General features: G+C 66.5%; 21 protein-coding genes. 11 read left to right on the top strand and 10 right to left on the bottom strand.

What is annotated here, in order from left to right:
- Positions 1-35 precede the first annotated feature (35 nt).
- The 5 genes from CDN99_RS23355 to CDN99_RS23335 all read right to left on the bottom strand — a co-directional run bounded on the left by CDN99_RS23355 (position 36) and on the right by CDN99_RS23335 (position 5,442).
- On the bottom strand, positions 36-2,234 hold the full coding sequence (locus tag CDN99_RS23355; RefSeq protein ID WP_202820314.1) for a protein-disulfide reductase DsbD family protein: 2,199 nt from the start codon (positions 2,232-2,234) through the stop codon (positions 36-38).
- Between the two features lie 529 nt (positions 2,235-2,763).
- On the bottom strand, positions 2,764-3,210 hold the full coding sequence (locus CDN99_RS23350; protein ID WP_088387288.1) for an SRPBCC family protein: 447 nt from the start codon (positions 3,208-3,210) through the stop codon (positions 2,764-2,766).
- 113 nt (positions 3,211-3,323) lie between these two features.
- On the bottom strand, positions 3,324-4,430 hold the full coding sequence (locus CDN99_RS23345; protein WP_088387286.1) for an L-dopachrome tautomerase-related protein: 1,107 nt from the start codon (positions 4,428-4,430) through the stop codon (positions 3,324-3,326).
- 162 nt (positions 4,431-4,592) lie between these two features.
- Positions 4,593-5,213: an RBBP9/YdeN family alpha/beta hydrolase gene (locus tag CDN99_RS23340; protein WP_088387284.1), complete on the bottom strand. Its 621-nt coding sequence runs from the start codon at positions 5,211-5,213 to the stop codon at positions 4,593-4,595.
- Between the two features lie 10 nt (positions 5,214-5,223).
- On the bottom strand, positions 5,224-5,442 hold the full coding sequence (locus CDN99_RS23335) for a TOBE domain-containing protein (RefSeq protein ID WP_088387282.1): 219 nt from the start codon (positions 5,440-5,442) through the stop codon (positions 5,224-5,226).
- Between the two features lie 187 nt (positions 5,443-5,629).
- Between CDN99_RS23335 and CDN99_RS23330 the strand changes: the two genes are divergently transcribed.
- The 9 genes from CDN99_RS23330 (at position 5,630) to CDN99_RS23290 (ending at position 12,024) form a co-directional block, all read left to right on the top strand.
- Entirely contained in the window at positions 5,630-6,670 is a 1,041-nt protein-coding gene (locus CDN99_RS23330; RefSeq protein ID WP_158218935.1) for a S1/P1 nuclease, read from the top strand.
- Between the two features lie 347 nt (positions 6,671-7,017).
- The gene (locus CDN99_RS23325) at positions 7,018-8,130 is read left to right on the top strand and encodes a 6-pyruvoyl trahydropterin synthase family protein (RefSeq protein ID WP_088387278.1); all 1,113 of its coding nucleotides are present in this window, start codon (positions 7,018-7,020) and stop codon (positions 8,128-8,130) included.
- On the top strand, positions 8,127-8,762 hold the full coding sequence (queE, locus tag CDN99_RS23320; RefSeq protein ID WP_088387276.1) for a 7-carboxy-7-deazaguanine synthase: 636 nt from the start codon (positions 8,127-8,129) through the stop codon (positions 8,760-8,762). The genes CDN99_RS23325 and queE overlap by 4 nt, the downstream gene beginning before the upstream one ends.
- Positions 8,763-9,152: 390 nt before the next feature.
- On the top strand, positions 9,153-9,473 hold the full coding sequence (locus tag CDN99_RS23315; protein WP_088387274.1) for a nucleotide pyrophosphohydrolase: 321 nt from the start codon (positions 9,153-9,155) through the stop codon (positions 9,471-9,473).
- Positions 9,474-9,528: 55 nt separating this feature from the next.
- A complete protein-coding gene (locus CDN99_RS23310; protein ID WP_088387272.1) occupies positions 9,529-10,191 on the top strand; it encodes a 3'-5' exonuclease in 663 nt (220 codons plus the stop codon).
- A 24-nt stretch (positions 10,192-10,215) separates the two neighbouring features.
- Entirely contained in the window at positions 10,216-10,854 is a 639-nt protein-coding gene (locus tag CDN99_RS23305; protein WP_310732493.1) for a GNAT family N-acetyltransferase, read from the top strand.
- 112 nt (positions 10,855-10,966) lie between these two features.
- A complete protein-coding gene (locus CDN99_RS29045) occupies positions 10,967-11,311 on the top strand; it encodes an AbrB/MazE/SpoVT family DNA-binding domain-containing protein (RefSeq protein ID WP_202820313.1) in 345 nt (114 codons plus the stop codon).
- Positions 11,308-11,787: a PIN domain-containing protein gene (locus CDN99_RS23295; protein WP_088387269.1), complete on the top strand. Its 480-nt coding sequence runs from the start codon at positions 11,308-11,310 to the stop codon at positions 11,785-11,787. The genes CDN99_RS29045 and CDN99_RS23295 overlap by 4 nt, the downstream gene beginning before the upstream one ends.
- Before the next feature lie 18 nt (positions 11,788-11,805).
- Positions 11,806-12,024 (top strand): hypothetical protein, encoded by a 219-nt coding sequence (locus CDN99_RS23290; protein WP_141100938.1) that lies wholly within the window; start codon positions 11,806-11,808, stop codon positions 12,022-12,024.
- Positions 12,025-12,047: 23 nt separating this feature from the next.
- Here the strand turns inward: CDN99_RS23290 and CDN99_RS23285 are convergent, their stop codons facing one another.
- A complete protein-coding gene (locus CDN99_RS23285) occupies positions 12,048-13,151 on the bottom strand; it encodes a hypothetical protein (RefSeq protein ID WP_088387267.1) in 1,104 nt (367 codons plus the stop codon).
- Between the two features lie 149 nt (positions 13,152-13,300).
- Between CDN99_RS23285 and CDN99_RS23280 the strand changes: the two genes are divergently transcribed.
- Entirely contained in the window at positions 13,301-14,284 is a 984-nt protein-coding gene (locus CDN99_RS23280) for a helix-turn-helix transcriptional regulator (protein WP_088387266.1), read from the top strand.
- A 16-nt stretch (positions 14,285-14,300) separates the two neighbouring features.
- Here CDN99_RS23280 and CDN99_RS23275 read toward each other — a convergent pair whose 3' ends face one another.
- On the bottom strand, positions 14,301-14,909 hold the full coding sequence (locus tag CDN99_RS23275; protein ID WP_088387265.1) for a cob(I)yrinic acid a,c-diamide adenosyltransferase: 609 nt from the start codon (positions 14,907-14,909) through the stop codon (positions 14,301-14,303).
- A gap of 102 nt (positions 14,910-15,011) precedes the next feature.
- Positions 15,012-15,332 (bottom strand): hypothetical protein, encoded by a 321-nt coding sequence (locus CDN99_RS23270; RefSeq protein WP_088387264.1) that lies wholly within the window; start codon positions 15,330-15,332, stop codon positions 15,012-15,014.
- Between the two features lie 190 nt (positions 15,333-15,522).
- Between CDN99_RS23270 and CDN99_RS23265 the strand changes: the two genes are divergently transcribed.
- Entirely contained in the window at positions 15,523-16,959 is a 1,437-nt protein-coding gene (locus CDN99_RS23265; RefSeq protein WP_088387263.1) for an FAD-binding oxidoreductase, read from the top strand.
- A 19-nt stretch (positions 16,960-16,978) separates the two neighbouring features.
- Here CDN99_RS23265 and CDN99_RS23260 read toward each other — a convergent pair whose 3' ends face one another.
- Complete coding sequence (locus CDN99_RS23260; protein ID WP_202820316.1) at positions 16,979-18,487, bottom strand: SpoVR family protein; 1,509 nt, start codon at positions 18,485-18,487, stop codon at positions 16,979-16,981.
- A gap of 116 nt (positions 18,488-18,603) precedes the next feature.
- Positions 18,604-19,893: a YeaH/YhbH family protein gene (locus CDN99_RS23255; RefSeq protein ID WP_088387262.1), complete on the bottom strand. Its 1,290-nt coding sequence runs from the start codon at positions 19,891-19,893 to the stop codon at positions 18,604-18,606.
- Positions 19,894-19,922 lie beyond the last annotated feature (29 nt).

The following is a 19,922-nucleotide window of genomic DNA, read 5'->3' as shown; positions in this document are numbered from 1 at the left end:
AGGGCGGGATGACGGCGCGCTGGCTGGCCTCGGGTTCAGGAGGCTCCGGCTCGCAGGACCGAGGTGACGATGCCGGGGGTGAGCAACTGCGGCAGCACCTGCACGCCGTCGCCGCCGCCGGCGGGATAGAACAGATACAGCGGCACGCCGCTGCGGCCATGTTGCTTCAGCAGCGCAGTGATGCGCGGATCCTGGCGCGTCCAGTCGCCTTTCATGTAGGTCACGCCCTGGGTCGAGAAGGCGCTCTTCACCTCGCCCGTGGACAGGGCGACGCGCTCGTTGACCAGGCAGGTGATGCACCAGGACGCGGTGAGGTTGACGAAGACCGGCTTGCCTTGCGCGCGCAGTTGGGCAAGGCGCTCCGGCGAGTAGGGCTCCTCCGACACGGCCGCCGGGCTCGCGCCAACGCGTGCCTCCGCCGCGCCAGCGTTGGAAGACAGCGCCTGCTCGTCGCCCATCAACAGCGGCAACAACGCCGCCGCCGCGCCCAGCGACGCGAGCGCCGCCACGCCGCCAGTCCATCGCATCCGCAAGGTGGCCGACCGGCTGACCGTTCGCAACCATGCCGCGAAGGCCAGCAGCGCCATGCCCACCAACGCGAGCAACACGCCCAGCGGACCCGCCTGCTGTGCCAGCACCCAGACAAGCCAGATCGCCGCGGCGAACATCGGGAAGGCCAGCCCCTGCTTGAGCACATCCATCCAGGCGCCGGGTCGCGGCATGCGCCGTTGCAGCGCGGGCCACCAGGACAGCGCGAGGTAGGGCAGGGCCAATCCGAGGCCCAGCGACAGGAAGACCGCGAACAGCTGCGGCGCCGGCTGCGCCAACGCGTATGCCATTGCCGCGCCCATGAACGGCGCGGTGCAGGGCGTCGCGACGACGGTCGCCAGCACGCCGGTGAAGAAGCTGCCCGACAGGCCAGAGCGGCTCGCCAGCCCTTGCCCCACGCCCGCGAAGCCGGCGCCGATCTGCAGCATGCCGATCAGCGACAGACCGAGCACGAACATCAACCACGCCAGCAGCATCACGAAAAGCGGGGAGTGGAACTGGAACCCCCAGCCGACGCTGCCGCCCGCGCCTCGCAACCCAAGCAGCACCGCGGCCAAGGCCGCGAACGCCACCAGCACCCCCGCGGTGTAGGCGAGCCCCTGCCGGCGATGCTCGCCAGGCTGTCCATGCAGGAACCCGAGCGCCTTGATGGCCAGCACCGGGAACACGCACGGCATCAGGTTGAGGATCAGGCCGCCGATCAGCGCGAGGCCCATCGCCGCCCACAGGTCCACTCGCGCCGCATCGGCGCCCGCATCGCCGGGCGTGCTCGTTTGGCTCGGGGACGCGCCGGCTCCCGCCGTCGCGTCGGCTTGCCGCGCGGGCAGGGCAGGCACCGTCGCCACGCCGCTGACCGGCATGCTGACCTGCCAGGCCGTCCCATCGACCAGCAGCAGCCCGTCGAGCGATCGCCCGGCGGGCGCGGGCTGCTCGCCCACGGGCATGCGCAGGCGCCAGTCCTCGCCCTGGCGATCCAGCTCCGGCTTGGCCGCATGCTGGATGCGGCCCCAGTCCGCCGGCAGGAAAAGCGCCTGCTTCACCGCCGACGATCCGGAGACGGGCCATGCCACGGTGAGCATCTGTCCATCGATGCGCGCGGTCGCCGGGAACGGCGCCTTCGCGGGCAACGCCGCGCGTGCCGCCTGCAGATGCGCCGCTTCGGGCGAAGCCACCGCCACGGCGCCCACCGGCAGTGCCAGCGTCAGCGTCGCCTGCTGTGGAATGCACTCCTCGCGGCACACCAGCCAGGTCGCGTCGGCCTTGACCGTCGCCATCGATCCCGGGGTCAGGTCTTGCGGCAGGTGGACCTCGGTCAGCAGCAATGCCTGGTCTTCATAGCCGTAATTCGTGATCGGTCCGACGTCGAAGCGCTTCGGCGCCGGCCAGAGGATCTCTCCAGCGGTCGCGCCGGCGGGCAACGTCCATTCGATGCTCGTCGGCTGCCCCGAATCGCCCGGGTTCTTCCAGTACGTGTGCCAATGCGGCGCGATGCGTTGCTCCAGCGCCAGCAGCAGCGTCTGCCCCGGCGACACCCGCGAGGACGCGGCGATCAACCGCACCCGCACCTCGTCGGTCGACGCCCGATCGGGCGCGGAGGCCTGAGCCCGGGCCGATGTCGCGAACGTCGTCAACACTGCGGCCGTCAAGCCAACGGCCAGCATCAAGCGGCGCACCAGAGATCGCATCAAGGAACGCGTGGAGACATGCATGGCGGCGATGCTAGGGGCATGCGGCAGCCCTCACAAGGCGTCGGAATAAGCGGGGGCGCTCACTGGTTCATGGAGGGTCGATGCCTTCGATTCCATCGGCGCCCATGGCATTCCTTGTTTCCTTACTTCACGGCATCGCTTCATCACGGATTTCCGATCGCCGTGATCCTCGCTATCCGTGACACGGCGATGCCACGCATTTTTCTCATGCCGAATCGACGGCCGCCAGGACCTGGCCAACTCGCCAGGAACGCCGAAATTCACGGAAATCGACCGCGAAAAATGCGCAGAGGCTGACAACCGCTGACAGCTTCGACCCGGCCCCAAACCATCCGGAAACGCGCCGGACCACGAAAAACGCCGAAGCTCAAAAACGGGTGGCCGGCCAATCCGGATCAGGCATCGGACTTCGGGGGCAACCCCGGATTTCTTCGCGCAAAAACGCGGAGAGCCTGACATCCCCTGTCACCGGGCGGCGAAGGGTGGATGACCCCTCGTGGATCGATCAGCCGTTCGGAATGTCCGGCTCGACCAACTGGGTCAGCAGGGTCAGCGACTCCTGCCAGCCGAGGTAGCAGGCCTGTGACGGGATGAGGTCCGGGATGCCTTCCTGCGTGACCTGCATTTCGGTGCCGCAGAAGACCGCCTGCAGCTCGACGGTCGTGATCATGTCGCCGGGCAGGTTGGGGTCGTCGAAGCGGCTGGTGTAGCGCAGCTTCGCGCCGGGCTCGAAGTCCAGGTATTCGCCGCCGAACGAATGCTGGCCGCCCGCCGAGAGATTGGTGAACGACATCCGCCAGCTGCCGCCCGGCCGGGCGTCCATGTGATGCATGGTGCCGGTGAAGCCGTGCGGCGGCAGCCACTTGCACATCGCGGCGGCGTCGGTGAAGGCGCGAAAGACCCGTTCCGGCGGGGCCTTGATGACACGGTGCAGGCGGATGGTGAAGGGCATCGGTGTCTCCTGGGATCGTTGGTCGTGTGCGATCGAACGACGACCATAGCCCCGGAACGTGACCGACGCGAGACTCCCCGTCCCTGACAGGGATTCCCCGCAGTCCCCGCCGATCAACGCGCCGAGCTGCCCGCCCACACCCGCATCACGCGGTAGGGCGGTTGTCCGGCATCGGCGCCTCCGGTGAAGGCCGGTGTCTTGTAGAGCTGGTTCACCGAGACGTACAGCCAGGGTGAATCGCTCAGGTGCACGCTGTCGGGCCAGTCCAGGCGCGGATCGCGGACCAGGGGCGTCAACCGGCCGCGAGCGTCGAGTACATCGATGCCGCCCTCGTTCACGTTGGTGAAGAAGTGCCTGCCAGCCGCATCGGTCGCGGCGCCATCGGAGACCGGCTTGGGACCGACACGTCGGATCGACGCGGAGATTCGCGCGTCGCTGGCGCCGGTCCTCAGCAGCTTGGCCGGCACGGCATACCAATTGCGTCCGTTCATCGCGCCGAAGAAAAGCGTTTCCCGGTCGGCCGACAGCGTCAGCGGATTGACCCCGACGCTGGCGGGTTTGCCTTGGAACTCGATGGGCTTGCCGCCGATCACCATGACGGCATCGGGCTCGGCCTTCAGCGCGGCATGGCCGCCGAAACGCCGCGCTTTTCCGGTGCCGATCTCGACCGCGATCAGGCCGGGATCGGCGATGTCGGCGAGGTAGACCCAGCCGGCGACATCGTCGACCACCAGGTCCTGCACGAAGCTCCCCTTCGGAGCGATCTTCTGCGGCAGCTCGATGCGGTGGAGCTCGCGCCCCGATGCCGCGTCGAAGGCCCACAGGCGCGTCTTGCCGAGGTTCAAGCCCATGTCCACGATCCACACCCGGCCATGGCCGTCGTAGGTGATGCCCAAGGGCGTGTCGATGCGGTCGTCGCTGGCGGCGTCCTTGCCGCGCTGGAGCGCGGGCGTCGGCCACGGCTTGTAGCTGTCCTTGCCGGTGATCTCGATCAGTTGCGCGTCGGCGGGCGCCCCGAGCGGATGGACCGTGGCGAACACCCGACCGGCCGGGCCCGGCGTCACGTTGCCCGGGCGGATGGGAAGTTCGGCGACGACCTCGAGGTCGCCCGTCTTCTGCGCCAGGACCGGGGCCGCCAGCGTGGTCAGCAACGCGAGCAACACCGTGGCGGCGGCGGCCCGTGCAGGCTTCGTGGATGTCGTTGAGCGATGGATCGTCATTCGTCGTTCCTTGATCGGCCCGAAGGCCTCGGGTGAGGGATGCGGCGGAGTCTTGCGCATCGCCCGTTTTCAAAAAAGCGATAAACGATTGAACCTATTTCAAACGGTGCTTGAAAGTCGGCGCGATCTTTCGGAGCCGTGACGCCAAGGCCGCGGGTCTTGTCAGATCGAGAAGGACCATTCCAGGATGCTGGCCCGCTCCGGGCGTCGCTCCCTGGCGGCACGGGCGCGCGCCGCCTCGACCCATCGCTTGGCCAGCGGGAACGGACCGAAACCGGCCTCGGAGTTGATGTGGCCCACCAGTCCGATGTTGCTGTAGCTGCTGCCCCAGCGCGTTGCCCAGCGCAGGGCGCTGGCCGCGCTCATCCACGGGTCGTTCTGGCTGGCGATCAGCGCGGTGGGGCGGCCCAGGCGCTGATGGGGCAGGCTCTCGGCCAGGCCGAACTTGTCGGGCTCGGCGGGCGCGACCAGCAGCGCCTCGCGCACCGGCGAATCCGGATTTCTTTGCAGGTGATGCGCCAGCGCCAGGCAGCCGAAGCTGTGCGCCACGGCGATCCACTCGCCATCGCCGGCGTTGTCCAGGCGCGCCTGGATGCGCTCGGACCAGCGCTCGAGGTCCGGATGGCTGAAGTCGCGCTGCCGCACGCGGTGCGCGTCGCGGTACTGCTGCTCCAGCCAGCTCTGCCAATGCGCGGGGCCGCTGTCGTGCAGCCCGGGGATGATCAGGAGACGGGGTTCGGCACCGCCGCTGCGTTGGGCGGCGCGATGGGGATAAAGCGCCATGGCGAGCTCCTCACAGCGTGGCGATCGAGACCTCGGTCGACTTGACCAGGGCGACGACCTCCTTGCCGACCGTCAGTTGCAGCTCCTTCACCGACCGGGTGGTGATGACCGACGTGACCACCAGTCCGGCGGCGGTCTGCACGTCGACCTCGGACACGACCGGGCCCTCGATGATTTCCTTGATGGTGCCGCGGAATTGGTTGCGGACGTTGATCGCGGTGATGCTCATGTGGATCGCTCCCTGAAAGATGTTGATCAGCTTAGGGAAGGGCGCTCATTTGCCGAACGAAGGGCTGCATGAATGGACATGCGGCCTCCGCATAAGCCCCCGCTGACTGTCATGAAGCGCCATGCACAATCCGGCATCCCCTGCCGGCGGAGCCGCCGGCGCATCGTCCCAGACCAGGTTACCTGTCATGACCAAATCGTTTGCGCGCGGCGTCGCCGCGTTGTCGCTGCTGGCCGCTTGCTGCGGTCAGGCCTTCGGCTTCGGCGCCGTCGGCCACAACACCGTCGGCGAGATCGCCGCCCAGTTGATCAAGGGCCATCGCGCCGAGGTCGAGGTCAAGCGCATCCTCAGCAACGTCTCGTTGCGCGACATCGCCGTGTGGGATGACTGCGTCAAGGGCATCGATACCGGCAATGGCTTCAAGTACGCGGTGACGGGCCGCTTCGCCGAGTGCGCCGTCTTCGAGAACAACGCCGAGGAGGAAGCCCGCATGCGCGACTACGTGCAGCGCAACTTCGAGCAATGCAAGCCGAAGCCGGGCGAGGAGTCCTGCAACAAGCAGTACCACTACGCCAATGTCGCGATCCAGCGCGGCAAGTACGTGCCGGGCGCCATCGGCACCAGCGATCACGACATCGTGCCCGCGCTGCGCGCCGCGATCCTGGTGCTGCGCACCGGCAAGCAGACCCCGCCGATGGATTTCACCGAGCGCGACGCGCTGGCGCTGGTCGTGCATTCGCTGGGCGACATGCATCAGCCGCTGCACATGGGGTCGCTGTACCTGGACGCGGACGGCAAGTCCTACGACCCGGACACGCAAGGCGCCGATGCGCTGACGCACACCGTCGGCGGCAACGCGATCACGCTGCCGCGTCCGGACGGCACGCCCGGCGGCAACCTGCACGCGTACTGGGACGGTCTGCCCGGCAAGCTGAGCGCGGAGCAGCTCGCCGCGATGCCGGCTCAGGCCAAGGACGTGCCGCCGGCCACCGGCAACCCGGATGACTGGCCGATCCAGTGGGCCAGCGAATCGCTGCTGGGCGCGCGCGACGCGTTCGACGGCATGACCTTCGGCGCGCGTCAGCAGAGCCTGCGCGGCCCGCGCTGGATGGCGACGCCGCCGTCCAACTACGACGCGCGCAGCCTGGAACAGACCCGCCAGAACGTCATCAAGGGCGGTGCGCGCCTGGCGCAGTTGCTGGAAACCATCTGGCCGGACAAGCGCTGAACGATAGGCGCCGAAAGCGCCCATCAGCCCTGTGGAGAGCCCCGCCGACGCGGGGCTTTTTTTCGCCTCGACCGCTCGGAAAGGCCGCTGCGGGCCCTGTGCACAGACCTGGGGACGCTCGCGGAACAACAGGCAGGTTGTCCACATCGGAATCGCGTCCGGCGAAGTTGTTATCGAACGCTCCCGCGTTCCCATGGGTTCGCCACACAGGGTTGAACCGTTCGCAAGTCGTTGATGCCAAACATCAAACAGCGGTTATCCACAGAAAGTGGCCAACACCTACCATTACGACCAGAGAGATATTCAATACAAAGGAATAAGAAAACCGAGCGTGTCACACTCTCGGGATGTCTTCTTTTCCCTCTCCTCTGTTCACCGCTTCGGCGGGGTTCGAGTCGGCCTGCCAGATCGATGCGCTGCCGCCCGGACATCGCAGCCGCGGCTTGCATGGCCACAGCTACCTGGCCACGGTGCGGGCCGAATTGCCCAACGGTTGGGCACCGTTCCCTGGCTCCGAAGTGCATGCGCTGCGTGATTGCCTGGAACGTTGCATCGCCCCGCTGGATCACGCGCTGCTGAACCAGCACATCACCCAGCCGACCGACGAAAACGTCGCCCGCTGGATCCGCCATCGCCTCGAGACCGAGTTCAAGGTCCCCGGCATCACGCAAGTCGGCATCCAGAGCACCGCGCACTCCGGCGTCGACCTGGACGCCAACGGCCATGCCCATGTCTGGCGCCGATATCGCTTCCAGGCCGCGCATCAGCTGCCCAACGTGCCGATGGGCCACAAGTGCGGCCGCATGCACGGTCATGGCTTCGAACTGATCCTGCATGCCAACCAGGACCTCGGCGGACGCGACCTGAGCATCGACTACGACCATCTCGACGACCTCTGGGCCCCGTTCCATGCGCAGCTGAACTACCAGTGCCTGAACGAGATCGAGGGCCTGTCCAATCCGACCAGCGAGCTCATCTCTTCCTGGCTGTGGGAGCGGCTGAAACCGAAGTTGCCGGAGCTGAGCTGGGTCACCGTCTACGAGACCGGGTCCAGCGGCGCCAACTTCGACGGCGAGCGCTACCGGATCTGGAAGGAGTTCACCCTTGACAGCGCGGTCAAGCTGACGCGCGCGCCCGATGGTCATCCACTGGCTGGCATCCACGGCCACACCTTCACGCTGCGCTTGCACCTGAACGCGCCGCTGGACGAGGTCCACGGCTGGGCGATGGACTTCAGCGACGTGAAGCAGTTGTTCGATCCGATCTACAAGGCCATGGACCACCATCCGCTGCATGAGCTCGCCGGCCTGCCGGACGCGGACACCGCGAGCCTCGCGGCCTGGGTGCTGCAACACGCGAAGGCCCAGTTGCCGCCGCTGGAGCGCGTCGACCTCTACGAAACCCGCGGCAGCGGGGCGATCGTCAGCCACGGCCCGGTCGAGGAGCTGATCCCCGTATGACCTACGCCGTCAAGGAAATGTTCTACACGTTGCAGGGTGAGGGCGCCCAGGCAGGCCGGGCGGCCGTGTTCTGCCGGTTTGCCGGCTGCAACCTGTGGACAGGCCGCGAGCAGGATCGTGCCGCGGCCGTCTGCACCTTCTGCGATACCGAGTTCGTCGGCACCGACGGGCAGGGCGGAGGCAAGTTCGCGTCGGCCGATGCGCTGGCCGAGGCCATCGCCGCGAAATGGCCGATGGACCAGCCGGGCAAGCCCTATGTCGTCTGCACCGGCGGCGAGCCGCTGTTGCAACTCGACGGCCCGTTGATCACCGCGTTGAAGGCGCTGGGCTTCGAGATCGCCGTCGAAACCAACGGCACCCAGCCCGCTCCCGAAGGACTGGACTGGATCTGCGTCAGCCCCAAGGCCGATGCCGAGCTGGTACTGACGAAGGGCAACGAGCTGAAGCTGGTTTATCCACAGCCGCTGGCGATGCCGGAGCGGTTCGCTGCCCTGGACTTCGATTACTTCTTTCTCCAGCCGATGGACTCTGTACTGCAGAAGCAGAACACCAAGGCCGCTGTCGCCTACTGCATGGCCCATCCACGGTGGCGTCTGTCGATCCAGATGCACAAGGTCGTCGGCATCGACTGAAACGCGGGTCACCGGGAGCGACTTGTTCACATGGGCAGGTCGCTACTCGCAAAGCGGTCGCGCTGTAAAGCCAACAACGCTGTGGAAAACTTTCTGGCAACTCCATGCTTGTCCACAGGGCGCTTGAATTTTCCAAGCTTGTTGTCATGTCATGCATGCGCTTCCGAGCCCTCGGCACACAGCGTTGTGATCGCGACAAGTCATTGTCAGAGTTGAAGAATTTTGGCTTGTCCACAGCGAAGGGGCCCCTCTACTAAGACAACTAAGGAGATATATAAAACCCTGATGTTGAAAAGAGAGGCGAGAAAATTCCCGGCCGCGTTGCAGCAACACCCGACCCTTGCACACGGACCTTGAGCCGGATGCGACGGACTTGCACACTGCGGACCCATGGACATCGCCGACCTTCAACATCGACTGCGCGGCTTCGCCGCGACCCGCCAGTGGGACCCGTACCTGACGCCGAAGAACCTGGCGATGGCCCTGGTCGTCGAGGCCGCGGAGTTGGTGGAAATCTTCCAGTGGATGACCGCCGAAGAATCTCAGCAGCTCGACGGCGCGACCCGCGAGCACCTTGGCGAAGAGATCGCCGATGTGTTGATGTACCTGCTGCAGATCGCGGACCGAGCGGGTGTCGATGTGCCCAACGCGGTCGAACGCAAGCTGGTCCTCAACGCGAAGAAGTACCCCGAGCCTGACGCGCCGGCCTGACGTCCGGCGTTATCCGATTTCTTTCTCGAACACTGTCCTCAGCCCGCCGTTCCGCATGAAGCGCACCATCGCCGTCATCGACTTCGAAACCACGGGCCACTCGCCCCAAGGCGGCGGCCGGGCCACCGAGATCGGCATCGTCCTGCTGCGAGATGGCGCGATCGCCGGCCAGTACCAGAGCCTGATGAACACGGGTGCCTGGATCCCGCCGATGATCGAACGCCTGACGGGCATCAGCAATGAGATGCTGGAAGACGCGCCGGATGCGGCGCGGGTCATGCGGGAGGTGGCTGAGTTCACGGCCGGCTGCGGTTTCGTCGCGCACAACGCGGCGTTCGATCGCGGTTTCCTGTTGCATGAGCTGGAGCGCGCGGAAGTGGCGCCGCGGGTCGCGCCCGAGTTCGCATGTACCGTGAAGCTGGCTCGCCGGCTCTATCCCGAATCGCCCAACTGCAAGCTCGGCACCTTGGCGCGATATCACGCCTTGCCGGACAACGGCCGCGCGCACCGGGCACTGGCCGATGCGTTGACGACGGCGCAATTGGTGCAGCGGATGCAGCGCGACATTGGTGTTGAACTCGCCGAATTTCTCGGTGAACTGAGCATCGAACATGAGTTGCTGCTGCGATTGCAGGCCGTGGCAAGGCCCATGTGGCACAAGGCGGCGACCGGCTATGCGCGGGATGTGCGCCGTCATTTGCAGGAGTCCCTGGTCTGATAGTCCTCATCGCGAACGGCACGTGTGGTCGATCGCGGCGGCGCATCAAAACCGGATCAGCAAATCAATTACTGTCAAGATGCCCGTTTGGCCGCTTTGGCTGGGACAATCTCGCGCTTTCCTGTTTCGTATTTGCTCTTAGGTATGTCCAGTATTCAGGTTCGCCCGGCCACTCTGCGTGATGCAAAGGCCATCGCCCAGATCCAGGTGACTTCCGCGCAGGATGCGTACAAGGAGTTCTGGCCTGACGCCGCCCTCAACGGGCTGTCGGTCACGCAACGCCAGGCGTACTGGCGAGAAGCCATCAACATGTGCGAGCCGCAAGTGCTGGTCGCGCATCTCGACAACGAAGTCATGGGCTTCGTCGGTTTCGATCGTTCCCGCGACAAGGGCACGCCGTCCACGACCGGCGAGATCTGGGCCATGTACGCATCGCCGTCCCATTGGGACAAGGGTGTCGGCCAGGCCTTGGTCGAGGCCGCGCAGGAAGGTCTTCACGAAGAAGGCTGCACCCGCGTCACGCTGTGGACCTACAAGAACAATGCGCGAGCGATGCGCTTCTTCGAGCTGGCCGGTTTCCTGGCCGAGTCCGACAGCGTCAAGGCCGTCGACGTCGAAGGCAAGCCGCTCGAGCAGTTGCGCCTGCAGCGCTCGCTGGTCTGAGTCCTCGCGACGGAACGAGAGGCTGCCGTGAGGCGGCCTTTCGTGCTTTTCGGCGTCGGCCAAGTCCGTCCTTTCGACGACTGTCCTTTCGTTCACGCAGGTCCCTTTTTCCGTGCTGGCCAAGCTCACTTCCAAGAATCAATTGACGCTGCCCAAGAGCGTCACCGATCGCCTCGGCCCCGTGCAGTACTTCGAGGTCCAGTTGCAGGCGGGTCAGGTGTTGCTGACGCCGGTACGCATCCAGCGCGGCGACGCGGTGCGGGCCAAGCTGGCGGAGCTGGACCTCGGTGACGACCTGGCCGATCGGGCGCTGGCGTGGGCTCGCCAGCCTGTCGAGGCCAAGGCCGGCAACAAGGCCAGGGTGGCGGCGAAGGCGAAGCCGCTGAAGCCGGCGCGCAAGGCGCCGTCGAAGGCTGCCAAGGTCAGGACGAAACCCGCGGCCAAGACCTCCGCATGAGCCGTCGTTCGACCTCCGGCGCGCCCGAGCGTGTCGTGATCGATCCGGCGCTGATCCTGCGCGCGTTGCTGCGTTCCGGCGGCGAGGCCCTGGGTCTGCGTCGAGCCTGGCAGCAGGGGGTCATTCGGCCGCTGGTGAGTCCCGATCTGGCATCGACGCTGATGTGCGCATTGGCCTATCCGCGTCTGGCGCTGCCGGCTGATCAGCAGCAGGAGTTGCTGGCCGATTTCCTGCCCTATGCGGAGGTCGTGAAACCCCTCCGAGGCGCACGCATCGCCAAGGTGGCCGAGCACCATCGGCCGTTGATCGAGCTTGCGCTGCAAGGCGGTGCGAAGACGCTCTTGTGCGACGACATGGTGCTGTTGGAATGGTCTGCGAACAGTCGCAGCAAGGCGGCGCGGGAACTCTGCACGGTCCAGGCGATTTCGTCATGGTTCCAGGTGTTGCCCCCCTCCCGTCGCGACATGTTGCTTTGATAGATTCCGCGATCGCTTATGGGTAGTTTTCACGATCGCATCCCCACCAACATGTGGCGCGTGGTGTTCTACGAACGCCGAGGCAATCGCGTCCACATGGACAAGACGGGCCCCTGGTTGCCGGAGAAGACCCTCGCCAGGAACTGGGCCAACTGGTTCGTGGAACAGGGTTATCACGTCGCGCTGCAGGACCAGAACGGCGGCCTGGAGAAGCTGCACGTGGGCATACCTGGCTGACTTCCCGCGATCGCCGCCTCGAATCAGGCGGCGGCGCGAAATCCCTGACGCTCCAACGCCCACCCATCGGTCGCGGCCGGGCCGTGGTTTTGCACCCGGACATTGCTCAGGCGCTTGTTGGCGGCGCGCTGCACCAGCGTCTCGGCCTGCGCCGGGGTCAGTTGTTGCGCGAAGCGCGTCCAGCGTTTTTGCAGCAGCGCATCGCGCCAGGCATCTTCGAGCGCCCAACGGATCTCCACCGGATCGGTGAGCGACTGGCTGCGCAGCACGCGCGGCACCAGCGCCAGCAGGAAACGCGAGAAGTCGGCGCGTTGTTGAGGCGCCATCAGCGCTTCCAGACGCGTCAGGCGCTGGCTCCAACCCGGCGTCGCGAGTTGACGCGTGACGAGTGCCTGCAAGGCTTGAACCGGGTTGAACAGGCGCAAGCGGTTCGGCGGCAGGACCAGCATCGGCAACTGAGCCGCGAGCTCATGCGACATCGGCGTCACGAAGCTCGCCAGGATCGCCATGCGCTCCCAGGCCTCGGCATTCAGGCCGCCGGCCATCGTCATCGGCCCCTGCCGCAGGCTTTGCGCCATCGCCCAGGCTTGCTGCCAGCTGCGATCGGCCTTCGCGGTGTTGGCCGCATGGCTGATCAGCGCCAGATTGCCAGCGGCATATCCCGCGTCGTCGCGGACACGGTCGATGGAGCGCAGTTGTGGATGAGCCGCCTCGTCGTTCAGAGGCAGGCGGCTGATCGGGCAGTGGCTCGTGTCCAACTGCTGCAGGTAGTTGGGCGTGACCAGCAGCGTCTCGAAGTTGCGACCCCGCTGCCAGGCGTGCAGTCGCAGCGACAGCCACAGCTGTGTGTGCCGATGCGATTTCAGGGTGCGCGCGCCAAAGGTCGAACGCCCCAGTTGCCAGCCTTGTTGCAGCGGCGACTGGCGGAACAATTGCTCGACGGGAGGCGTCAGGCCATGGTGCGCGTAATCCCAGCCCAGCTCGAAGCCGACACGCTCGTGGCTCGACAGGGCGATGTCCTCGACCTTGTCCCTGAGCGCCCGTCCGTCCTCGGCCAGGGCAACCATGGGCAGGGCCAGTTGCTGAACGTGGATGTCGGCGGCGGTGCGGTGGATCGTGGCGACCATGGGACTCTCCTTGAAGACGCCGGGATGGCGGCTGGTGATTCAGGCTTGGGATCAAGTATTCGATCCAAGTAGCTCATAGAATGAGCCACCACCAATTTGGGTCAGCGGAAAGTGGCCGTGACTGACCCAAATCTGTCAGGAGGGTCGCCGTGGACCGTACCGAGCGCTTCTACAAGATCGAAATGCTGATTCGCAGCCGCGGCTGCGTGAGCTTCGCGGAAATGCGGGAGTTGCTGGAGGTGTCTCCGGCCACGCTCAAGCGCGACCTGCAATACCTGCGTGAGCGGATGGATGCGCCCATCGAGTACGACGCCGCCGAGAACGGCTACCGATTCGGCCAGCAATGGCGCGGGCAGCGGCACGAGTTGCCGGGTGTTTGGTTCAGCGAGAAGGAGTTGCACGCGCTGCTGACGATGCATCAGATGATGGCCGGGCTCGACGAGAACGGCCTGCTCAGCCGCCACCTGCAACCGATGCTGGACAAGCTGACCGGCATGCTGGGCGGCGACGCGGCCGAGGCACAGGAAATGACGCGGCGCATCAAGCTGATCTCGACCGCGCGGCGCCGGGTGCCGTCGGAGCACTTCGAGACCGTGGGCAGCGCCGTCGTGAAACGAGCCCGCTTGCGGCTGCGCTATCGCAAGCGGGGACCGGGCGGCGGATCGGTCAGCGAGCGCGAGGTGTCGCCGCAGCGCCTCGTGCATTACCGCAACACCTGGTACCTGGACGCGTGGTGCCATGGCAGCGATGGGCTGAGGCGGTTCGCGCTCGATGCGATGGAGACGGCGGAAGTCCTCGACGGCCAGGCGGCCCGCAGCCTGCCGCTGAAGGAGCTGGAGGACGAGCTCGATCAGGGCTACGGCATCTTCGCCGGGGGCGATCCGCAATGGGCGACGCTGATCTTCAGCGAGCAGACCGCCGCCTGGGTATCCAGCGAGGAATGGCATCCCGCGCAGCGCAGCGAGTGGCTGCCCGATGGCCGCTGGCGGCTGGAGCTGCCGTTCGTCGACGCGACCGAGCTGCTGATGGACCTGCTGCGGCACGCCGGGCAGGTCGAGGTGCAGTCGCCGCCGTGGTTGCGGGAGGCCTACGCCAGGCGATTGACGAGCGCGGCGGCGGGGCTACCCGCCTGACCGACGCGATCGGGGCTCAGGGCGTGTCTTCCGGCCCTTGGGAGGCCTCCGCCGCCTCGTAGCGCGCCAGCCGTTCGCTTTTCCAGTAGACGTCGTCGCCCCCCTTGCCATCCAGATTGGCGCGGTTGAGCACGCGCGCCAGCACGAACAGAAGGTCGGACAAGCGGTTCAGGTAATGACGCGGCGCCACGTTGATCGTCTCGTGCGCGGCCAGGGTGACCACGGCGCGTTCGGCGCGGCGGGCGATGGTGCGGCACACATGCGCGATCGCGGCGCTGCGGGTGCCCGCGGGCAGGATGAACTCAGCCAGACGGGGCAAGGCGGCGTTGTGGTCGGCCAGCGCCTGGTCGAGGTGCAGCACGGCCGCCTCCTTCAGCAGGCTGTAGCCGGGCATGCAGAGTTCGCCGCCGAGGTTGAACAGCTCGTGCTGGATCGTGATCAGCAGGTCGCGGACGTTGTCGGGCAGCGGTTCGGCGAGCAACACGCCGAGCTGCGAATTGAGTTCGTCCACGTCGCCCATCGCCTGGACGCGCAAATGGTCCTTGGGCACGCGGGTACCGTCGCCGAGGCCGGTGGTGCCGTCGTCGCCGGTGCGGGTCGCGATCTGGGAAAGTCGATTGGCCATGACGGATGCCGCGCGGGCTGCTGGAAGTGCAAACCTGGCATCTTGCCGCAACTCGACGCGATAACCCGCGGTCAGGGAAACGCCGTGACGTTTCCTCTCGCCTCAATGACGGCGGCCGCTGCGATGGAAGGCCGGCCGGTGATGCGTCAGCACGGCGGCGTGGCCGTGCGCCTCGTGCAACGCCGGGCGTGGGATGCCCACCGGCCGCGGCGGATGACGAGGGGGTGGCCGCGATCCGCCATCGGCGGTTCGGGCGGCGGATCCCGCGGGCATGCCGGGATCGATGTCGACCGGATCGGGGCTTCCGGGCAGGTGGCGGAGTTGGTCCATCCACCAGACCTTCAACCAATCCATGCGCAGGCTGGCGACGACCAGCATCGCGAGCAGCGCGGCCCAGACGGTCCATAACCACAGATGGGACATGGCGGTCTCCTCTGTTCGCGCGGCGATGCGCGCAATGGATCCATGCTGTCACTGTGCGGGTCGCGGCGCAAGCGCGAGGATGAAAGCGAAAGCTGCGACGGTGCTTCCTAGAATCGATCGACAAGCACGGCCACCCAACGGACCCGCCGCCCGCGCCGCGCCGGCCGTGGCCAGCCATCAGGAGACACCGATGAACGCGCCTCGAGATTTCAGCGCCGATCCACTCGGCCACGGCTTGCCCGACTACGCGCCGCGGCCGATGCCCGTGGCGATGCTGGAGGCCCTGCAGGCGCGCTTGGGCAACCGCTGCAGCACGGCCCTGGCCTTGCGCGAACAACATGGCCGCGACGAATCGCCGTTCGACGTGCCGCCGCCCGAGGCGGTTGTGTTCGCGGAGAACAACGAAGAGGTGGCCGCGGTGCTGACGCTGGCGAACGAACATCGCGTGCCGGTGATTCCCTACGGCGCGGGGACCTCGCTGGAAGGCCATCTGCTGGCGGTGCAGGGCGGCGTCAGCCTGGACGTGTCGCGGATGAACAGGATCCTTCGCGTCAATGCGGAGGACCTGACCGTGACGGTGCAGGCCGGCGTGACGCGGAATCAGCTCAATGCCGAGGTTCGCCATCAAGGCCTGTTTTTTCCGATCGATCCCGGCGCGGATGCGTCGATCGGCGGGATGTCCGCGACGCGTGCCAGCGGCACGAACGCGGTCCGCTACGGGACGATGAAGGAAAACGTGCTGGGGCTGACGGTGGCCACGCCGGACGGCCGGTTGATCCGGACCGGCTCGCGGGCGCGCAAGAGCAGCGCCGGGTATGACCTGACGCGGCTGTATGTCGGCAGCGAGGGCACGCTGGGCGTGATCTGCGAGGTGACGCTGCGGCTCTATCCGTTGCCGGAGGCGGTGTCGGCCGCGATCTGTTCCTTCGAGACGATCGACGCGGCCGTGCGGACGACGATCGCCATCATCCAGATGGGCGTGCCGATCGCGCGCTGCGAGTTGCTCGACGCGCACGCGGTGCGCGCGGTCAACCGGCACGACAAGCTGACGCTGCGCGAGGCGCCGATGCTGCTGATGGAGTTCCACGGCTCCGATGCCGGCGTCGCCGAGCAGGCTGCGGTGGTGCAGGAAATCGCCGCCGACCATGGCGGCACCGGCTTCGAATGGGCGACCACGCCCGAGGACCGCACCCGGCTGTGGACGGCGCGCCATCACGCCTACCTGTCCGCGCTGCAGATGAAGCCCGGATGCCGCGCGGTGACGACGGACACCTGCGTGCCGATCTCGCGGTTGGCGGAATCGATCAACGCGTCGGTGGAGGAGGTGGAGGCGAGCGGGTTGCCGTACTTCATCGTCGGCCACGTCGGCGACGGCAACTTCCACATGGGATATCTGATCGATCCGGCCGTCCCGGACGAGCGATCAACCGCGGAGCAACTCAGCGCGCGGATGGTCGCGCGGGCGATCGCGCTGGAAGGTACCTGCACCGGGGAGCATGGGATCGGGCTGCACAAGCAGCGCTTCCTGCTCCAGGAAGCAGGCGAGGGCGCCGTCGATCAGATGCGTGCGCTGAAGGCAGCGCTGGATCCGCGCAACATCATGAATCCGGGGAAGATCTTCGGCTGAGTTCGATGGACCCAGTCGATCAATGCTGTGGCGCGGGCACGCTCCAGCGCCGCGTGACGTCGCCGCGGGCGTTGACGCTTTCGAGCTGCACACCGAACCCCCACAACCGCGCCACGTGCTTCAGCACCTCCTGCGCCGCGTCGTGCAGCGGCCGGTCCTGATGCTGCGTGTGGCGCAGCGTCAATGAGCGGTCGCCGCGCAGATTGACGTTCCAGACCTGGATGTTGGGCTCGCGCGTGGACAGGTCGTACTGCCGCGACAGCGCCTGCCGCACGTGCTGGTAGCCCTGCTCGTCGTGGATGGCGGAGATCTCGTACTCCGACTGGTGTTCCTCGTCGAGGATGGAGAACAGCCGGAAGTCGCGCATCAGCTTCGGGCTCAGGTACTGGGCGACGAAGCTCTCGTCCTTGAAGTTGCGCATCGCGTGATCCAGCGTCGGCAGCCAGTCGGTGCCGGCGATGGCGGGGAACCATTCGCGGTCCTCGGTGGTCGGCTGCTCGCAGATGCGCTTGAGGTCGGTGTACATCGCGAAGCCCAGCGCATACGGGTTGATCTGCGCCATCGGCGGCTGCGCGACGACGTTGGTGTGCGACTTCAACCACTCGATCATCATGCCGTCCGACAGGTAGCCGTCGTCGTACATGGTGTTGAGCAGCTTGTGATGCCAGAACGTGGCCCAGCCTTCGTTCATGACCTGCGTCTGCCGCTGCGGATAGAAGTACTGCGCGATCTTGCGGACGATGCGCACGATCTCCCGTTGCCACGGCTCCAGCAAGGGCGCGTTCTTCTCGATGAAGTACAGCAGGTTCTCCTGCGGCTCGTCGGGGAAACGCCGCTTCTCCTCGGCCTTGGCCTCGTCCTCGGGCCGGCGGGGCAGGGTGCGCCACATGTCGTTGACCTGGCGCTGTGCATAGGCCTCGCGGTCCTTGTGCATCGCCTGCTCTTGCGCCAGCGAGAGCTTGGCCGGCCGGCGGTAGCGGTCGACGCCGTGGTTCATCAGCGCGTGGCAGGAGTCCAGCGTCGACTCCACCGCGTCCAGGCCGAAACGCTGCTCGCATTCGTGGACGTAGTTCTTCGCGTAGACCAGGTAGTCGATGATCGACGACGCGTCGGTCCACATCCGGAACAGGTAGTTGTTCTTGAAGAAGCTGTTGTGGCCGTAGCAGGCATGCGCGATCACCAGCGCCTGCATCGCCATCGTGTTCTCCTCCATCAGGTAGGCGATGCACGGATCGGAGTTGATGACGATCTCGTAGGCCAGGCCCATCTGGCCGCGCTTGTAGTTGCGCTCGGTGGCGATGAACTCCTTGCCGTAGCTCCAGTGCCGGTAGTTCACCGGCATGCCGACCGAGGCGTAGGCATCCATCATCTGCTCGGCGGTGATGACCTCCAGCTGATTCGGATAAGTGTCCAGGCCGTAGCGCTCGGCGGTCTGACGGATGACCTCGTGGTACTGCTCGATCAGCTCGAAGGTCCAGTCGCTGGGCGAGGGGAGCGGCTGGTCGGGACGGCGCTCCAGCGGCCGCATCCGGGTCAGCGGCGGGCGCACGCGGCGGCCGCCGTATTCGTTCTGGCCGACGCCGATGCCGACGTTGCGGCGATTCTCCAGGCTGCTCATGTCGATACCCTCCGGGAGCGGCGCCGTCACGCGCTCACCCCTTCCTTCTTGAACAGGTCGCGGAAGACCGGATAGATCTGGGCCACGTCCACCGCCTTGCGCATCGCGAAGCGCGGTGTCTCGTCCGCCAGCTTGGCGTATTCCTCCCAGAGGTTCTGCTCGGCCTCGGCCACCTGCACGTAGGCGTAGTAGCGGCACAGCGGCAGGATCTTGTCGGCCAGCAGCTCGCGGCAGCGCCCGCTGTCGTGATGCCAGTTGTCGCCGTCGCTGGCCTGGGCGCCGTAGATGTTCCAGTCACTCGCTGGGTAGCGCGCGCGGATGATCTCTTCCATCATGACCAGCGCCGAGGAGACGACGGTGCCCCCCGTCTCGGTGGCGTGGAAGAAGTTCTGCTCGTCGACTTCCTGCGCCTGCGTGTGGTGGCGGATGAAGACCACGTCGATCTTCTCGTAGTGCCGCGTCAGGAACAGGTAGAGCAGGATGAAGAAGCGCTTGGCCAGGTCCTTGCGGCTCTCGTCCATCGAGCCGGACACGTCCATCAGGCAGAACATCACCGCCCGCGTCGTCGGTTGAGGCACCTTGACGCGGTTGCGGAAGCGCAGGTCGATCGGATCGAGGAAGGGGATGTTGGACAGGCGCTGCTTCAGCAGCACGATGCGCGCCTCGGTCTCGGCCAGCAGCGCCTGGATCTCGGGCCGTCGGGCGTCCTCTTCCTGTTGCAGCGTCTGCAGCCGCGTCTCCAGCTCATGCAGCTCGCGCCGCTTGTCCATGCCCAGCGCGATGCGACGGCCGAGCGCGCCGCGCATCGAGCGCACGACATGCAGGTTGGTCGGCGTGCCGTCGGTGACGTAGCCGGCGCGCACGGTCTTGTACTCCGGCGTCTCGGCCAGCGTGGTGCGGGCCAGGTTGGGCAGCGCCAAGTCCTCGAAGAAGATCTGCATGAACTCCTCCTTGCTGAGGTGGAAGACGAAATCGTCCTCGCCCTCGCCGGAGTCGCTCGCCTGCGATCCGCCACCGCCCTGGCCGCCGCCCTGCGGCTTGGCGAAGCGGTCGCCCTTGATGTGCTCGGTGTTGCCGGGCCGCACGATCTCGCGCGTGCCGCCTTCGCCATGGCTGAACACGGGCTCGCTCAGGTCGCGCTTGGGGATGTGCACGTCCTCGCCGCGCTCCATGTCCCGGATGCCGCGCTTGTCGACGGCCCGGCGCACGGCGTCGCGGATCTGGTCGCGGTGCCGGCGCAGGAAACGCTCGCGGTTGCCGATCGATTTGTTCTTGCCCGACAGCCGTCTATCGATGATTTGTTGGAGGCTGGTCATGCTGGGACCTCGGTGGTTGTCGTCCTTGC

The organism is Roseateles aquatilis (assembly GCF_002205645.1).
Taxonomy (GTDB): Bacteria; Pseudomonadota; Gammaproteobacteria; order Burkholderiales; family Burkholderiaceae_C; genus Roseateles; species Roseateles aquatilis.
This window is presented reverse-complemented; position numbering and strand designations above follow the sequence as displayed.

Coding starts and splice junctions, on each gene's coding strand:
- CDN99_RS23255 (WP_088387262.1), bottom strand. CDS start 19,893: ATGACCAGCCTCCAACAAATCATCGATAGACGGCTGTCGGGCAAGAAC.
- CDN99_RS23265 (WP_088387263.1), top strand. CDS start 15,523: ATGAACGCGCCTCGAGATTTCAGCGCCGATCCACTCGGCCACGGCTTG.
- CDN99_RS23340 (WP_088387284.1), bottom strand. CDS start 5,213: ATGGCGCTTTATCCCCATCGCGCCGCCCAACGCAGCGGCGGTGCCGAA.
- CDN99_RS23325 (WP_088387278.1), top strand. CDS start 7,018: ATGTCTTCTTTTCCCTCTCCTCTGTTCACCGCTTCGGCGGGGTTCGAG.
- CDN99_RS23270 (WP_088387264.1), bottom strand. CDS start 15,332: ATGTCCCATCTGTGGTTATGGACCGTCTGGGCCGCGCTGCTCGCGATG.
- CDN99_RS23310 (WP_088387272.1), top strand. CDS start 9,529: ATGAAGCGCACCATCGCCGTCATCGACTTCGAAACCACGGGCCACTCG.
- CDN99_RS23295 (WP_088387269.1), top strand. CDS start 11,308: ATGAGCCGTCGTTCGACCTCCGGCGCGCCCGAGCGTGTCGTGATCGAT.
- queE (WP_088387276.1), top strand. CDS start 8,127: ATGACCTACGCCGTCAAGGAAATGTTCTACACGTTGCAGGGTGAGGGC.
- CDN99_RS23260 (WP_202820316.1), bottom strand. CDS start 18,487: ATGCGGCCGCTGGAGCGCCGTCCCGACCAGCCGCTCCCCTCGCCCAGC.
- CDN99_RS23350 (WP_088387288.1), bottom strand. CDS start 3,210: ATGCCCTTCACCATCCGCCTGCACCGTGTCATCAAGGCCCCGCCGGAA.
- CDN99_RS23355 (WP_202820314.1), bottom strand. CDS start 2,234: ATGCGATCTCTGGTGCGCCGCTTGATGCTGGCCGTTGGCTTGACGGCC.
- CDN99_RS23335 (WP_088387282.1), bottom strand. CDS start 5,442: ATGAGCATCACCGCGATCAACGTCCGCAACCAATTCCGCGGCACCATC.
- CDN99_RS23275 (WP_088387265.1), bottom strand. CDS start 14,909: ATGGCCAATCGACTTTCCCAGATCGCGACCCGCACCGGCGACGACGGC.
- CDN99_RS23330 (WP_158218935.1), top strand. CDS start 5,630: ATGACCAAATCGTTTGCGCGCGGCGTCGCCGCGTTGTCGCTGCTGGCC.
- CDN99_RS23290 (WP_141100938.1), top strand. CDS start 11,806: ATGGGTAGTTTTCACGATCGCATCCCCACCAACATGTGGCGCGTGGTG.
- CDN99_RS23285 (WP_088387267.1), bottom strand. CDS start 13,151: ATGGTCGCCACGATCCACCGCACCGCCGCCGACATCCACGTTCAGCAA.
- CDN99_RS23345 (WP_088387286.1), bottom strand. CDS start 4,430: ATGACGATCCATCGCTCAACGACATCCACGAAGCCTGCACGGGCCGCC.
- CDN99_RS23315 (WP_088387274.1), top strand. CDS start 9,153: ATGGACATCGCCGACCTTCAACATCGACTGCGCGGCTTCGCCGCGACC.